This is a genomic window from Flavobacterium jejuense (genome assembly GCF_006491595.2).
GTDB classification, from domain to species: domain Bacteria; phylum Bacteroidota; class Bacteroidia; order Flavobacteriales; family Flavobacteriaceae; genus Flavobacterium; species Flavobacterium jejuense.
In genome coordinates this window covers 141,317-158,368 of the sequence record NZ_VEVQ02000010.1, presented here as the reverse complement: position 1 = coordinate 158,368, position 17,052 = coordinate 141,317, and the positions used below count along the sequence as shown (strand labels likewise).

Below are 17,052 nucleotides of genomic sequence, written 5' to 3'. Positions count from 1 at the left end.
AATCGTACTAAATTTAATTTGGGGCTTTGGGAAAGCAAGACCAAATCAGGTTTTTCATTATTAACATAAACCGAAGAGCTATCTACAATTAGAATCCTTTTACCTTGAAAACACAATACATTTTTTAAAGGCATAAATTTAGAATTACTACAATGCAACCCTCTACTATAATCTAAAATCAAATCTTTATTACCTACTGAGTCATGACTAAATAACTGGATTTGATTGCCTTTTTTCGCTCCAATTAAAGTCTGCTTACTATTAAAAATGACTAACTCTTCAACTTTATTGTTGTCCCATTTTGTATAAATAATTGCTATTTGAAGTAACATCAAAACAATCATAGCATTTCGAAAAGCAAACCATTTCAATTTGTAGATCCAATAAATAAAACTTAACAAAACCAAATAGGACAAAATAGTCATACTACTAGTAAAAGAAATATTTTGGATAATTCCATCTTCAATTTTCGCAATTAATGCGATATATTCATTCATCAAATGAATAATAAAAGAAAGAAATTTACCCAAAACTAAAGCAAATGGTTTAAAAATAAAATTTAAAACTAAAGTAATACTACCAAAAATTAATACCAAACTAGCTATTGGAATAACAATAATATTAGCTAATAAAAAAAGTAAAGGCAATTGATGAAAATAATATAAACTTAATGGTAAAACTCCAATTTGTGCTGCCAAAGAAACTAAAACTATATCTATAAAATAAACTCCAACTCTATTCTTAGTAAAATAAAACTTTTCATAATAAGGCTGAAATAACAAAATTGAAATTACTGCTGCATAACTCAATTGAAAACCTACATCGAAAATAAAATTAGGATTAAAAATCAATAAAACTAGTGCAGAAATTGCTACTGCATTGAAAATATTAGTCTGTTGATTAAAGTAATTACCGAAACTTATAAAACTAAACAACGTTACAGCTCTTGTTACTGAAGCTGGTAAACCTGTTACAAGTGCAAAAATCCATAATAACCCAAGAATTAAAAGCAATCGAACTCCTTTTCCATATTTAAATTTATCGATTGGTTTTAAAACAAAAGCTAAAAACAGATACAAAATACCAATATGCAATCCAGATATAGCTAAAATATGGACTACACCTGATTTTGAATAATTAGTAATAGTTTCCTTATCTATAAAATTTCGTTGTCCAAATAGCAATGCATCTATAATTGACTTTGTACTCGTATCAAAATGATGATAATCAAAACTAAAACTGAGCTTATCTCTTATTTTTTGTAAGTAATAATCAAAATTTTTGATTGTTCCAATACGTTGAATATCTCCTTCTTTACAAAAGACTTGATGATAAATATTTTGTTTTTGCAAATATTCTGAATAATCAAATTGATAGGGATTTGTTGCTTTTAAAGTGGGAAGTATTGGTTTATGAATCACTATTTTCTGACCAACTTGCAAAGCTTGATTTGTATTTGATTGATACAATAAAATTTTACCAAAACTAGATTCTAAATTACACTGTGAAACTTCAAATATATATTTCTTAAATTTAGTACTAGGTTTTAAAACAGTAGAAATACTTCCTACTATTATACTATTATCAATTTGAATTACATTTGAATAATGTTTTTTATAATGTGTGTCAATATGAAAATAATGAGATAACGCCCCAAAACAAATCATTAGCAAATAAGACACAATTCCAAAAGTGACATCTTGAAACCACTTCATTTTGGATCTAAAAAAAACTATTACAAATAGTACAAAAAAAGAGAAAAAAGAAAGATATAATAGTGCTATATCAAATTTTAAAAAATGATTTATTATGATCCCTAGTGCATATGAAGCAGTTAAGGTAATTACTGGAAACTTAAAAAACTTCATATCTTTGAATCAAATCAATACTTCAAAACTCTATTTATTTGGGCAAATGTTTTACCATAGTAAGCATCAGATGTTGAAGAAACAATAACTCCTTTCTTAGTAGACGAATGAATAAACTTGATTTCATTTGGTAAAACTTCTACAATTATACCTACATGATTAATTACTGTTTTCCCATTAGTTTTAAAAAAAATCAAATCTCCTGGTTGTGCTTCTCTTGTACTAATCATTTCTCCGTGTCTAGACATATCTATGGAAGTTCTTGGCAATGAAACATCATAATTCCCATAACTACTAAAAACAAGACCCGAACAATCCATGCCTGTTTTAGTTGTACCTCCAATTCTATATTTTACACCTAAATTTTCTAAAGCTAAATCAACAATTTCGTTTGCCAATGTATTTTCACTTTTTGAAACTCTTGTGTAAGTTGTGTTATCATATTCATTCTCATCTTCTTTATCGAAAGATTCATTTACAAGAGCACTTTGTTTTTGGTTAGTGTTCTTGTTTTTTGGATAAGAATAAACTCCTTTTTCAACAGCTTCCTTTTTAGAAGTAATAATATTCGATTGAGTTTTACAACTAATAATAGTAATAGTAAGAATAAGTAAACAGGTAATTTTTTTCAAAATAAAGCTTTTTTTGCGAAAATAAAGATTATTTCCTTATTGATGAAACAATTAATTGGGCTGTTTTTTCGCTGGCACCAACTCCTCCTAATTTTTCTTCTAAAATAGTATAATTTTCAATCATTTTCCCTCTTTCTTGACCAACAATAATTTTATTTAATTCTATTTTTAAATTTTTAGAATTAAACTCGTCTTGGATAAGCTCTGTCACTACTTCCTTATCCATAATTAAATTCACCAAGGAAATGTATTTTAAGGTAATAATTCGCTTTGCTATTTGATAAGACACCCAACTTCCTTTATAACAAACCACTTCAGGCACTTTGAATAATGCCGTTTCCAAAGTTGCTGTTCCTGAAGTTACTAACGCAGCATGAGAAACACTTAATAAATCATACGTTTTATTAGAAATAAAATGAACATTTTTCCTCTTTAAAAAAGGAGCATAAAATGAAAAATCTTGACTTGGTGCTCCTGCAATAACAAACTGATAATCTGGAAAATCTTTTACTATGGATAACATTCCAGATAGCATTTTTATAATTTCTTGTTTTCTACTTCCAGGTAATAAAGCAATAATAGGTTGATCACTTAATTTGTGCTCTGTCTTAAAAGCTTCTTTATCTACACCTTTTCTATTATGAATAGCGTCTATCAAAGGATGACCAACAAATTCAACAGGAAATTGATGCTTCTTTTCGTAAAAATCTTTCTCAAAAGGAAGGATAACATACATAAAATCAACATCTCTCTTAATTGCTTTTATTCTATTTTCTTTCCAAGCCCAAATTTGAGGTGAAATATAATAATGAGTTGGTATATTTCTCTCTTTAGCCCAAGTAGCAATTCGCATATTAAACCCAGGATAGTCGATAAAAACAATAACATCTGGGCTGAAGTTTTCAATATCTGCTTTACAAATTTTAATATTATTTAAAATTGTTTTCAAGTTTAAGACTACTTCTAAAAAACCCATGAAAGCCAAATCACGATAGTGCTTTACTAAAGTTCCTCCCACTTTTTGCATTAAATCACCACCCCAAAAACGAATTGTTGCTGTAGTATCTTCTTTGTAAATTGCCTTCATTAAGTTCGAACCATGCAAATCTCCTGAAGCTTCTCCTGCAATAATATAATATTTCATATATAAAATATAGATTTAGTCTCTCTAAAAATTAAACAAACTACAATCAATCAAAGTATCATTTGAAAAAGTTAAAATCCAAATTTTACTATAAACTTCTTCATTTAATTGGTTGAATTTTTCTTCCCCAATTAATTGATTAACTAACTTTGGAATCGAATTTGAATGTCCAACTATCACTGATGTTTTGCCTTGCTCTTTCTCTTGTAAATATTTTGCAAAAGCTAAATCTTTAGGATCATATTCTTCTATTTCAAGATTTTTATTCTCTGCCAATTTAGCTACAGTCATTTTCGTTCTTGTGTAAGGAGAAGAAAAAATTTTATCAATTTTTATATCTAAAAACATAAAACCTAATCGTTCAGCCCTTTTTTCACCTTCACTAGTTAGTTTAGGATCTTTAGTACCGTCAAGTACTTTTTCTGCATGACGTAACAAAATAATTTTAGTGACATTATTTTTTCCAATCTCAGTTTTTTTAATATCATTTTGAGCTGTTAAAAAAACAAAAGAAAACAAAAGAAAAGTTAATAATATATTCTTTTTCATTTTATAAAATTAAAGTGATAATAACTAATAAAAACATTGCTAAAACAACTCCTCTTGCCATAATATCTTTATTTTTCTTCAACAACAAAAAGAATATCAATAAATTTGGCACACAACCTAAGGTAATTACTTTGCCAATCATTCCAGCACTTTTCATAACCTTAAAACCCTCAATAAAACCTTGTTTTGTGAAGATTTGAAGTGCTATAAAAGTTCCCAAAAAAGCACCTAATAAACCAATAAGTAAGCCTATAAAAATATCTTTTTTCTGTATCATAAATCCCAAGAATTAAGTTTTTGTATTGCATGATGTGCCGTTAAGTCAAATTGAACTGGAACAACAGACACATAGCTGTTTTTTAAAGCCCATTCATCAGTATCTTCTCCTTTGTCTTGGTTAACAAATTCACCTGTCAACCAAAAATATTCTTTCCCTTGAGGATTTGTTCTTTTATCAAATTTTTCCACCCATGTGGCCTTAGCTTGTCTACAAATTTTAATCCCTTGAATGGATTTTTCATCCGTTTTAGGAAAATTCACATTTAAGACTACTCCATCTGGTAAACCATTTTGTAAAACGGCCATTGTAATTTCTTTTACATAATCCCTAATAGGTTCAAAATCTGTGCTCCATCCATAATCTAAGTGTGAAAATCCAATAGCTGGAATTCCTTCTATACCAGCTTCTACAGCTGCGCTCATAGTTCCAGAATAAATTACATTAATAGAAGAATTTGAACCATGATTAACACCTGACACACACAAATCTGGCTTGCGTTTTAAAATTTCATGTACTGCCATTTTAACACAATCCACAGGAGTTCCTGAACAACTGTACTCATGTTCTATTTCATTATCTAAATTAACTTTGTCAATATGCAAAGTATTATTAATTGTAATCGCATGTCCCATAGCACTTTGTGGACTATCCGGAGCAACAACGATCACTTCTCCAATCTCTTTCATGACACTTATTAAAAATCGAATTCCTGGAGCGACTATGCTGTCATCATTAGTCACCAAAATAAGCGGTTTCTTCATGTATTTTTTTTGCTAATTTAAAAAATTTAAATGGAAAGTAATATTTCCAAACTTAAAATTAAAAAATTTAGTTAAAGTGAAAAAAATGTTTTAAATTGCAGGTTAATGGCATGATTTTTTATGTACATTAGTAGAAATTTTTATTGATGACCCAAATTGTTGATTTTATGAAAAGAAATTATAAGGTTATTTTGCTAATAACTGCCTTATCCGCAGTTTTATGGAGTTTTATACCTACCAAAAAAACTGAAGATCCAGAGAAAGACAAATTACTTTTGGAGCTATTGACTTATGTGTTAGAAAAAGGACATTATAGCCCTGTAGAAATTAATGACACTTTTTCAAAAGAAGTATACGACAAGTACATAACTGGAATTGATCCCACTAAAAGATTCTTTTTAGCTAGTGATGTTAAAGAATTTGATCAGTACAAGCAAGTCATTGACGACATGATTAAAACAAAAGATTTATCATTCTTCTATCTGACTAATACTCGATTACTAAAAAGAATTTCAGAATCTAAATCGATTTATAAATCTTTATTAGCAAAACCTTTTGAGTTTTCAAGTGATGAAGTAATCGATACTAATTATGAAAATCAATCTTATGCTAAAAATGAAAAAGATCTAAAAGAAAGATGGCGTAAGCAATTAAAACTTTCTTTATTATCTACAATAACTGACAAACAAAAGTTAGAGCATAACAAAAAAGAAAAAGATCCTAATTACAAAGAGAAAAAGTTTGATGACATAGAGAAGGAAGCTCGTGAAAGTTCATTAAAATCATTGGATGAATACTTTGACTTTATTGAGAATGAATTAGACAGTAATGATTGGTATTCCATTTTTATTAATTCAATTGTAGAACAATTTGACCCACACACTTTCTATTTTTCACCAGAAGAAAAAGACAAGTTCGACATAAGTATGAGTGGTAAATTCGAAGGAATAGGTGCTCGATTACAAAAGAAAGAAAATGCTGTTGAAGTATCAGAGTTGATTTCTGGTGGACCAGCATGGAGAGCTAAAGAACTAGAAGCAGGAGACGTAATTCTTAAAGTAGCACAAGGAAATGGAGAACCCCTTGATATTGCTGGGATGAGATTAGATGATGTTGTCAAAAAAATTAAGGGAGCAAAAGGAACTGAAGTTCGTTTAACTGTTAAAAAAGTCGATGGTTCAATATCTGTAATCTCTATTATAAGAGATGAAGTAGAAACCGAAGAAACTTTTGCAAAGTCATCAGTTGTTGAAAAAGACGGATCAAAATATGGAATTATTTATTTACCTAAATTTTACATTAGTTTTGACAATAAAGATAATAGAGATGCTTTTAAAGATGTTGCTATAGAAATAGAAAAGCTTAAAGCACAAAATGTTCAAGGCATTGTAATGGATTTGCGAGGAAATGGTGGAGGCTCTTTGGAAACCGTTGTTAATATGACTGGTTTATTTATAGAACAAGGACCAGTTGTTCAAGTAAAATCTTCAGATAGAAAAAAAGATATTCTTTCTGATAAAGACCCTGGCGTACAATGGACAGGTCCATTAGTAGTAATGGTGGATAATTTTTCTGCATCAGCATCAGAAATTTTTGCAGCTGCAATACAAGATTACAAAAGAGGAATTATCATAGGTAGTAAACATACTTATGGAAAAGGAACAGTTCAAAATATAATTGATCTTAATCAATTTGTAAGAAGCAATTCTTTTGGAGATTTAGGTGCTTTAAAGACAACAACCCAAAAATTCTACAGAATTAATGGAGGCTCAACTCAAAGAGAAGGCGTTCTAAGTGATATTGTAATGCCAGACAGATTCGCTTATTTAGATATGGGTGAACGTGATGAAAAAAATGCTTTAGCTTGGGACAAAATTGATGCTGCTGACTATAATCCAATTTTTTCTGGATTTGAATCTATTATTTCTAAAAGTAATGAGAGAATTGCAGGTAATGACTATTTCAAACTAATTGACGAAAATGCTAAATGGATTTTTGAAAGAAAAGACGATAACACTTACGATTTAAATATCAATAAATTTAAACACAAGATGGAATCAAACGATTTGAAACTTAAAAAATTCAAATCATTATCAGAGTATAAAAACAATCTAACATTTACTTCTTTACCTGATGAAACAGCCTTATTTAAAACGGATTCAATTTTAAAAGAGAAAAGAATTCGTTGGCATGAAGAGTTAGGAAAAGACATCTATGTTGATGAAGCATTAAATGTTTTAAATGATTTAGATCTAATTGGACTTCGAAGTGTTGTTTACACTAGAAACAAAAAAGGGAAACTTGAAAAAATAGATTAAATTTCAATTTATTATAAATAAAAAAATGAGGTTAAAAACCTCATTTTTTTATTTATAATACTTAATTACCATCCCATATAATAATCAGAATTTATCCAAATAGGACGAACTAATCCATAATGTTCTTCAAGCATTTTTTCAGCTTCACAAAAAGCACCTTCAACCCAACCTTGTTGATCTGAATAAGCTTCTCCTACAATATGTATATTCTCTCCCAATAGTGGTTTACGCATATATGGCATAACATCTTTTACAGAAAAACCTGCTTTCCAAGCATGATATCCTGCCCCAAAAGGATTGTCTGTCCAGTCTTTAAAATAGGTCACATAAGGCTCAGGAATAACAACACTATCACCATGCAATTCTCTCAACTGACTCATTAATTCATTAACCATCAATTTTGAAGCTTGCACATCATCTAACTTCTTAAGTTCTTTTAAAGAAGCTGATTTAATATTTTTTACTTCAAATAAAACCTCATTATCCGATAATGCTTTCCAGAATGTTTCTGTTTCCATATCTCCATAACTACCTAAGAGCATCGAATTATTATTGGTTTCATCCGTTCCAAAATAATAACATTGACGCATTGGCAAATCGGTAATGGAATGCCCCGAATCGATTCCTAATGATTTCCACCAAGGCTTTTCAAAACCCATTAATATCTTAAAAGAAGGCTCTTTAATAACAGAGCGAATATTTTCATTCAGCTTTTGATGTTTGTTTACATTGAAAAAGAAATTATTCTGATTTAATAATTCTAATGACTTTCTAGGCATTGCTAAAATTATTGAATTGGCATAAACCTTCCATTCTATATTCCTTTTTAAATTTAAGAAAATCAACTCATATTTATGAGTATCACTATGTAAATGCTCATTGTTAAATGTCAATAATTTATTTTCAGACCAAATACAAGCTCCATTATTATCCATATAAGTGTTTGCCAAAGCATAAGCAATACTATCATACCCTTCCTTAATCGTTTTATAGACAGGATTATCTGAAAAATCTCCTATCATATACGGAAAAGCTTCAGCAGCATTCCAATTGATAGTGTTTGAATAATAGCCTCCAGCATTTGCTAAAAAAACATATCCTTCCTGAGAAACTTGATCTTTAATTAAATTCCAAAACCCTAAATCATTTACTTTTTGTTTATTGTAAGGAGAACTTTCAAAATTATATATCAATTTTGGCTTTATATCATCCCAATCTTCACTCGTTAGTTCAAAAGAATATACATATTCAGAACTTCCCTTAATTATTTTGCTCCCATACTTTTTAGCAACCCACGGATCTGCCATTAGAACTTCATAAATAATTTTATTAAATAATTGATCCGAACTAAAACCTAAATCATCTTCATTTAAATAAAATCTTGTTTTTAATTTCTCCCCTTTACTTTGCTCAACTTGCCATGCATTTTGTTTAAGTTCTTGCTTTCTCAAATACATCAATAAATCAGCAGGATTTCCCATTGGAAAATTAATAGGAGTCATATTAGCCTTTAAAACTTTTTTTCGTTTATCTATATTTTTTTCAGTCAAAGGACACCCTTCAATCAATGTTGTTACAATTTCCTGAGAAGTTAAATACCTCATGCCTCCTAATTCTCCCCAAAAATTCATTCCAGGCATAATAACCGATTCCAACCTTCCTCCTATTTTTGCATTCATATCGAACACATGAACATCTTTTGCTTCATATTTTTTATCTTCGGTCAGTCTAAATGCAGAATATAATCCTGAAGTTCCTGCTCCTATTATAGCAACTTCTAATTTTAAATCTGGAGTCATACCAGAATTTAATGGTGTATTTTTATTCATGTTTATAAAATTTTTTGTTTGTGTTTATTTCATTCTTTTAAAATAATTTCCTCCTAACTTAAAAGGAGTTATATCAAAATCTGTTTTTCCATCCAAAGCTAAATCTGATAAAATTTTACCAAGATATGGAGTAAATTTAGCAGCCCAACCTGTTACATAAATCACTATATTTTTATAATTAGGCACATAATTAGGAGCAAAATCAATTAGTAATTCTTTATTTGGAATAGTACTTAATGCTACTAAACATGTTGAAGTAAAATAAGGTTTTGGATCTAAACCAGTCATGTGCTTTTTAATCCAATCTGACGTATAAGCTAATTCATATTCGTTTGGAATTAAAGTACGTTCATTAGGTTTATTTAAAGATTTCATTACAAAATCTGGTGCAACTCTTATGTAATCTGGCTGATCCCAGTCTGTTTCTGGAAAACCATAAAATTGATTTCCATTAAAACCTTCTGCATTTTGGAAAACAAACCAAGTTGGATATTGAATAGTAGGATCTGTTTTTTTAAAATAAGCCGAAGACATATTCCAATAAGTTGCTTGTACATTAAATCCTAACAAATTAGTAGCACTATTCATAAATGGCCCTGGTGTAAGTGCAATTTTCTTTGCAATACTAATTCCTTTTGGTGTTTTTACTTGAAACAAATCACCTATTTCTTTAATTTCGATTACAGGAGACTCATCTTGTAATGTAGTATATTTATTCCTTACACATTCGTCATACAAAGTTTGTATAGTTGCTTTAAAATCAATACTAGCTCCATCTTTTTGAAACAAACCTGTATATTCTTTAGGTAAATTTTTAAAATGAAACCGTTTCTCTATTTCTTGAGCCGTTAAAGACTCATAAGGCACATTAAGTTCTTTCAATGCTTTTTCTGCTTCCGCTATATTACCTTCTGTAGAATGCACAGCTGGATCTCCAAACCATAACGTTCCTACTCTATCCAGAAGTGTTTTGCGAGTATACTTTTGTAATTCATCCCAATAAGGCTCTGAATCCAATGCCATTTGTACCATATATGTATCAGGATAAGGAATTCTAAATTGTCTTGAAATTCCTGCAGAACTCCCTAATTGGTTTTTAAATGTAAACTGTTCTAGAACTAGTGTTTTAGACCTTCTTTTATTTAAATGAAATGCTGTAGCAAGCCCCATAGCTCCACCACCTATTACAATTACATCATAATGATTTTCATTTGCTCCCATGTCTTTTCTTTATTTAACTCAAATTTCTAAATAAAAAATCACATGATATAGCGTAGAAATACCTGTTTTATCAGTTATTGCATTCTAATAAGGCCAATTTTTAATTTGCCACTTTGTAAAAAGAGTAGTAAATTCAATAGCTTTTTGTTTTTCTAATGTAACAGCTTCAGGGTTAAATGCTTCTAATTGAAGAATCATCTGTTGGTAGATTTCTTTAAGCTGAGTTGCTTTTTTAACGTTAATAATAGGGTTGTTTTTTGGATTAAAAGAAGTGATCCATTGTAATTCTTCCCAACTATTTTTTATACTTAATAAACAAATTTCGGTACCTTTTGTCTTTTCACCAATCCTACAATACAACTTACCTAACGCAAAGGCATATTGTTTAAAAGGTATTGTTTTATCTGGGAACGATATCATACACTTATCTAAAACCTGCTTAGCTTCCTTACTTTTACCTTCTTCAATTAAAGCTTGTGCAAGAAAATAATAATTCCTTCTCACTATAACTTGAATATATTCCTTACTTTCCGATTTAATAAATAAATCCTCATTATTTAAAGCTTTCAAAAAAATCTCATCCTTCAAAATACTATTCCCTTTTTCTACATCAACAATCTTGGGATTTAAATTTTTATTCGTTCTAGAAATTGGCACCAATTGTTCAACAAATCCTTTATGAATTAAATTATTTTGCAACCCAATATAATGTTCATTATTCCCGTTTACTAAAAAACAAATGGGTCTATCATTTATATTTTCTTGGATAAGACTTAACACTACTAAATCATTTAATTGATAAAAGTCTTTTGTATTTTTCCATATTATCTTAGAATTAAAACTAGCATTTAATTTATCTAAATTAATCGAAGAAAAAACTGTTTTTGTGGTATCAAGAGTAATAGAAAATACATTCCCAGGAATATAATGTTGTTGTTTCCCATTCCAGTTAATTTTAGTCTTTTCATCATTTAAAAATTGAAATAATGATTCTACATCAATAGGCTTATCTGTTTCATTCTTTAAAGGAAAAAGTTTAGGAGTTCCTTCTCTATAATTTCCCTTAAAAAAACTCATTTTAACTACACTTGAAGACAGACTCTCAAATTTTAATTTATCAATGTAAGAAGCTATATTTAATTGATCATAATTAATCACTCTAACGTCATTTCTAAAATTTTCAACTTCTTGTAAATACCATAAAGGAAAAGTAAAATTATCCCCATTAGTAATCAAAATTGTGTTTTGGGGACAAGAATTCAAATAGGATTTAGCCAAATCATGAATAAAAGTATCGTTACTTCTTTGATGATTATCCCAGTTTTTAGCTACTAATTGTAATGGAGAAAAAAGCATAACAACAATTAAAATAATAGCTATTCTTATTTTTTCGGATTTAATTTTACTTAACCATTCATTTAAAGTTATTACAGAAAGTCCAATCCAAATTGAAAAAACAATAAATGATCCTAAAAAAACATAATCACGCTCTCTTATTAAAATACTTTCCGGTAAAGGATTTAGATAAATAGTAATCCCAATACCAAAGGTTAGAAAAAATACAATTGTACTAATCAAATAGACTCTACTTTTTCTCAATGACCACAATCCAATTATTCCTAAAATAAAAGGTAGAAAATAATAAACATCATTACTTTTATCTTTATTGTATCGCTCTGGAATCACACTAGAATCTCCTATTCTGCTCTTATCTATAAAGTCAATTCCACTTTGCCAATTGCCATTAAGAATAGTTCCAGTTCCTTTTATTTCATTTTGTTTTCCAATGAAGTTCCAATACAAATATCTCAAGTACATCCAATCTACTTGATAATTTTTAAAAAAAATCAAATTCTCGCTAAAAGTAGGTTTCAACAATTCCATTTCCTTTCCCCTAACAGGATAAACAACTTTTTCCCCTTTAATTGTTACCCAATTTGAATATTCAGAAACACTAACTGGCTTTTGACTATACATTCTAGGAAAATACATATCAAATTCATGGGCATAATTTATCTTACTAAACTTACCATCATCTACAATTTCATATTTTCTTGAATCTGAGTTATAAGTATAGATTAAATCATTGTTTAAAAAAGGAAAATCTTTATCTAAAGGAGCATTAAAAACTTTTCCTTTGATTAAAGGAATATTATCAACACCAAACTGTTTGGCTTGGATGTATTTCAACAATTCATTAGTAGATTCCATTTGATTTGAAAAAGGAGTAATCGTATTATTTCTCATTATTGGCATCAAATAAGAACTAGTTCCTGTAGCAAAAAAAAGAACAGCTAATAAAAAGGTATTTAATGTCGTATTACCTTTTTTATAGGATTGAAATAAACCAACAAAAATAACTACTAAAAAAAGTACCATTAGAAAAATCAAACCAGAATTTACTGGCAAACTATAAGAATTAACCAGCCAAATATCAATTTTTGAGGCTATCTTTAAAAATCCCTGAATACCAAACGAGTAAACAAACAAGAATAGAAGAATACTACCACAAAAAGTTCCTAGAATATATTTCCAATCTAAACCTTTTCTTTTATGAATATATAAAATAGATAATGGAATTAAAATAGCTAAGTTTATCAAATGTACACCAATTGAAATTCCCATTATAAATACAATAAAAAGCAATAGTTTCCTACAATATATCGATGAATTTGATGTGTGCCATAAAAGCATCAAGTAAAATGATAACACTAGTAAGAAAGTAGATAAAGTATATACTTCAGCTTCAATTGATGCTGACCAAAAAGTATCTGAAAAAGCCAAGGTTAAAGCACTAATTATTCCTGAAATTAAGGCCACCAAAATATTATTAGAAGAAAGATTCAAAACTATTAATTTAACAATTTTATAAACAAATAGAATTGTCAAAGCTCCGAAAAAAGCTGAAATTAAATTAGACACCAATGCTGCCCATGAAACTGGAAAAAACAATAGTATAAAGTTACAAAGCAATGTATAAAAAGGAGCTCCAGGTGGATGTGAACTTTGTAAATGATAATTAGTTGTTACAAACTCACTACTGTCCCAAAAAGTAATTGTTTTAGAAACCGAAAAAGTATAAATTACAAATACAAATACAAAAAGTAATAGCTCTATTGCTTTTTCAATTTTTTTCATAGGAAACTCAAAATGATTTTAACGCAATATAATAGTTTTATCATTAAAAAAAAGAGCTTTTCATCGATTTAATTTTCATTTAATATAATAAAGTTAAATTTTTATTAAGAATTGTTTAGATTTGTTAAATTTAAAAAATGAGAAATATGAGAAAAAAACTACTATTTTCAGTTTTTTTGGGACTGTTAACGTTCAACTTTTTACAGGCTCAAACACTAAATGAAGTACAAGGAACAGGCTCTGGAATATCTATTACTTCGGGCGACTACAACACCATGTATGGTGATAGCACTGGAAGCTTTTTAACTAGTGGTTCTGGAAGTGTTTTAATCGGCTATCAAGCAGGTAGAAGTGTAACAACCAGCGAATTTCTAGCAATCGGTTATCAAGCTGGTTATTCAAATACTACTGGTTTTGATAATACCTTTATAGGTTGGCAAGCAGGATTTTCAAACCTTACGGGAGGAGACAACACATTTATTGGTGCGGAATCAGGAGAAAATGTCACTACTGGATATGACAATACTTTTGTAGGAGAAGAATCTGGTACAAATACTACAACAGGTTTTGAGAATGTATTTATAGGAGAAGATGCTGGTTATAGCAATACTACTGGACACAGAAATGTGTTTGTGGGAAACGAATCAGGAATTTCATCAGATGTAGGTTATAGAAATACAGGAATTGGAAATGAATCCTTAAGTGATGTCGATGATGGACACCACAATACAGCTGTAGGAGATTCTTCAGGAATAGATGTAGGAGACGGTATTTACAACACTTTTGTGGGAGCAGCATCTGGAGTTGCCACTGAATACGCAGATTATAATACTTTTATAGGAGCTCAATCTGGTTGGGATAATAACCGTACTAATAGTACTACAAACGCAAATCACAATACTTACGTTGGATATTCAGCTGGTTTTACAAACAGAGAGGGGCAATATAATGTAGGTATGGGATCACGTGCAGATTTTGATAATACAAATCGTTCAAACGATATTTTTATTGGTTATGATGCCACACCAAGTAACAACAATGTATTAATGATTGGTAACAGAGCTTTTGCTGATGGTCAATATACTATTTCGCTAGGCCATGATCATGATACCAGAGGAGATTATAGTATCGTTATGGGTAATGCTGCTGATGTTGAAGCTGCTGGAGATTATGTGGTTGCTATTGGTAATGCTATAGATGTAGACAATATGCAGGTAACCGCCTTAGGAAGTAACGTAGTGGCTCAAAATGATGGGGCTATTTTGTTAGGTTATGGTGCTTCTTCTACAGATCCAAGTGCTTTAAACCCAACGAACAATATTGCCATAGGTTATAATGCCAATGTACAAGGTTTTAATGCTGTAGCGATAGGTAACGCAGCAACCGCTGTAAATGACAATACTATGGTGTTAGGTGGTGCTACCAATCCATTAAGTGTAGGAATTGGAACAGATACTCCAAACTCGAATGCCTCTTTAGAATTAGCAGATACAAATAAAGGTTTTAAGATTAATAGCTTAACGAATGATCAACGCACTACACTTGGTAGTAGTCTAGGAGGATCTGATGAAGGGATGATTGTATATGATAATGAAGACAATAGAGTTTACACATGGACAGGTTCAGCTTGGTATAATCTAAGTGATGGCGATGATTTAGGAAACCATAGCGCTACAACAGCATTGGATATGAATAGTAAAAACATTGATGATGTAGGTAACATTTCTCTAAGAGATGATAAAATTATTACGCTTGATTCAGACGGCAACTCGAGTATATTTAAATTTCAAATAAAAGAAGTTGTTGGAGTTGAAACAGAAAATGCATACGGCCCTATTACATCAAGTGGGGGTAGTTTAAGATTCAACGCTCCTGATTATAGTAATTATGGTTTTACTTGGGGTGCAGAAGGTCAAGCTCCAATAGCAGCTTTAAATACTGAAGGTAAATTACAAATAGCAAACAGTTTAAATATTGCTGGAGCTTATGAATTCCCTATTGTAGATGGCACAACGTCTCAAGTACTGGTTACTGACGGCTCTGGAAATCTATCATGGGCTGACCAAACAGATAATCAAGAATTAAGTTTGTCAGGATCTACTTTAAGTATTTCTGGTGGTACAAATACAGTGGATTTATCTTCTTTAAGCGGAACAGACGCTCAAGATTTAACTTTAAGCGGTAATAATTTAACCTTAACTAATGATGCTACTTCAGTTGATTTAAGTGGCTATTTAGACAATACAGATAATCAAGAATTGGCTTTATCTGGTTCTACTTTAAGTATTTCTGGTGGTACAAACACAGTAGATTTATCTTCTTTAACTGGAACTGATGCCCAAGACTTAACACTTAGTGGTAACGATTTAACCTTAACTAACGATGCTACTTCAGTTGATTTAAGTGGTTATTTAGATAATACTGATAATCAAGAATTAGCTTTATCTGGCTCTACTTTAAGTATTTCTGGTGGAACTAATACAATTGACTTATCTTCTTTAAGCGGAACAGACGCTCAAGATTTAACTTTAAGCGGTAATAATTTAACCTTAACTAATGATGCTACTTCAGTTGATTTAAGTGGCTATTTAGACAATACAGATAATCAAGAATTGGCTTTATCTGGTTCTACTTTAAGTATTTCTGGTGGAACTAATACAATTGACTTATCTTCTTTAAGCGGAACAGATGCTCAAGATTTAACTTTAACTGGTAATATTTTAAGTTTAACAAATGATCCTTCAATTATAGATTTATCGGCTTATGTTAACACTGATTCTCAAAATCTTACTTCTGCTACTTTATCAGGAAACACTTTAACTATAGCTATTGAAAATGGAGCTTCAGTAAATGTAGACTTATCTCCTATTTTAAGTACATTGCAAACAGAAAACACAAACCAACAAACACAAATAAATGATATTTTAACTCGTTTAGATGCAATTGAAGCTTGTGCTTGTGGTGGAATATTGGCAGGCCCAACTCATAATGGTAACAAAGTATCAGGACCTATCTTATATCAAAATATTCCAAATCCATTTAATAGTACTTCGGTTATCAAATATTACCTTCCTTCAGAATCTGATAATGCAAAAATCATTTTTACAGACATGTTAGGTAAAATAATTGAAAAAGTAGACTTAAATGAAACAGGTGAAAAAGAGCTAAATATAAATACAAAAGGACTTGCAGCTGGTATTTATAATTATACTCTTTTTATAAATGGTAAAAAAATAGACAGTAAAAAAATGGTAATTAAATATTAATTTACAACCATAAAGCTATTATAGACTAAAAAGCTTCAGATTAATC

The 17,052-nt window shown here is 29.8% G+C and carries 11 protein-coding genes; 2 read left to right on the top strand and 9 right to left on the bottom strand.

Translation table 11 applies throughout. The features are described 5' to 3' along the window. The 6 genes from FIA58_RS15410 to surE form a co-directional block, all read right to left on the bottom strand. Positions 1 to 1,715 (bottom strand): ComEC/Rec2 family competence protein (locus FIA58_RS15410; protein ID WP_243754687.1); only part of this gene is annotated, 1,715 nt, incomplete at its 3' end. A gap of 167 nt (positions 1,716 to 1,882) precedes the next feature. Beyond that, positions 1,883 to 2,500, bottom strand: coding sequence for a C40 family peptidase (locus tag FIA58_RS21495; RefSeq protein ID WP_243754686.1), 618 nt, complete (start codon positions 2,498 to 2,500; stop codon positions 1,883 to 1,885). A gap of 28 nt (positions 2,501 to 2,528) precedes the next feature. Next, entirely contained in the window at positions 2,529 to 3,644 is a 1,116-nt protein-coding gene (gene lpxB, locus FIA58_RS15400; protein WP_140963383.1) for a lipid-A-disaccharide synthase, read from the bottom strand. A 24-nt stretch (positions 3,645 to 3,668) separates the two neighbouring features. Further along, positions 3,669 to 4,193 carry a SixA phosphatase family protein gene (locus FIA58_RS15395; RefSeq protein ID WP_140963382.1) on the bottom strand — a complete coding sequence of 175 codons (525 nt, stop codon included), beginning with the start codon at positions 4,191 to 4,193 and terminating at the stop codon, positions 3,669 to 3,671. A 1-nt stretch (position 4,194) separates the two neighbouring features. Then, positions 4,195 to 4,470: a hypothetical protein gene (locus FIA58_RS15390; RefSeq protein WP_208022820.1), complete on the bottom strand. Its 276-nt coding sequence runs from the start codon at positions 4,468 to 4,470 to the stop codon at positions 4,195 to 4,197. Further along, complete coding sequence (gene surE, locus FIA58_RS15385; protein WP_140963381.1) at positions 4,467 to 5,234, bottom strand: 5'/3'-nucleotidase SurE; 768 nt, start codon at positions 5,232 to 5,234, stop codon at positions 4,467 to 4,469. Before surE ends, FIA58_RS15390 begins: the two co-directional genes overlap by 4 nt. A gap of 146 nt (positions 5,235 to 5,380) precedes the next feature. Here surE and FIA58_RS15380 point away from each other — a divergent pair, with 146 nt between their 5' ends. Next, positions 5,381 to 7,552 carry a carboxy terminal-processing peptidase gene (locus FIA58_RS15380; protein WP_140963380.1) on the top strand — a complete coding sequence of 724 codons (2,172 nt, stop codon included), beginning with the start codon at positions 5,381 to 5,383 and terminating at the stop codon, positions 7,550 to 7,552. Between the two features lie 65 nt (positions 7,553 to 7,617). Here FIA58_RS15380 and FIA58_RS15375 read toward each other — a convergent pair whose 3' ends face one another. The 3 genes from FIA58_RS15375 to FIA58_RS15365 all read right to left on the bottom strand — a co-directional run bounded on the left by FIA58_RS15375 (position 7,618) and on the right by FIA58_RS15365 (position 13,740). Then, on the bottom strand, positions 7,618 to 9,381 hold the full coding sequence (locus FIA58_RS15375; RefSeq protein WP_140963379.1) for a flavin monoamine oxidase family protein: 1,764 nt from the start codon (positions 9,379 to 9,381) through the stop codon (positions 7,618 to 7,620). 24 nt (positions 9,382 to 9,405) lie between these two features. Continuing rightward, positions 9,406 to 10,602 (bottom strand): FAD-dependent oxidoreductase, encoded by a 1,197-nt coding sequence (locus FIA58_RS15370; RefSeq protein WP_140963378.1) that lies wholly within the window; start codon positions 10,600 to 10,602, stop codon positions 9,406 to 9,408. An 84-nt stretch (positions 10,603 to 10,686) separates the two neighbouring features. After that, positions 10,687 to 13,740, bottom strand: a complete 3,054-nt coding sequence (locus tag FIA58_RS15365; RefSeq protein ID WP_140963377.1) for a glycosyltransferase family 117 protein — start codon at positions 13,738 to 13,740, stop codon at positions 10,687 to 10,689. A 146-nt stretch (positions 13,741 to 13,886) separates the two neighbouring features. Here FIA58_RS15365 and FIA58_RS15360 point away from each other — a divergent pair, with 146 nt between their 5' ends. Further along, a complete protein-coding gene (locus FIA58_RS15360; protein ID WP_165928933.1) occupies positions 13,887 to 17,006 on the top strand; it encodes a T9SS type A sorting domain-containing protein in 3,120 nt (1,039 codons plus the stop codon). The last annotated feature ends 46 nt before the right edge of the window (positions 17,007 to 17,052 follow it).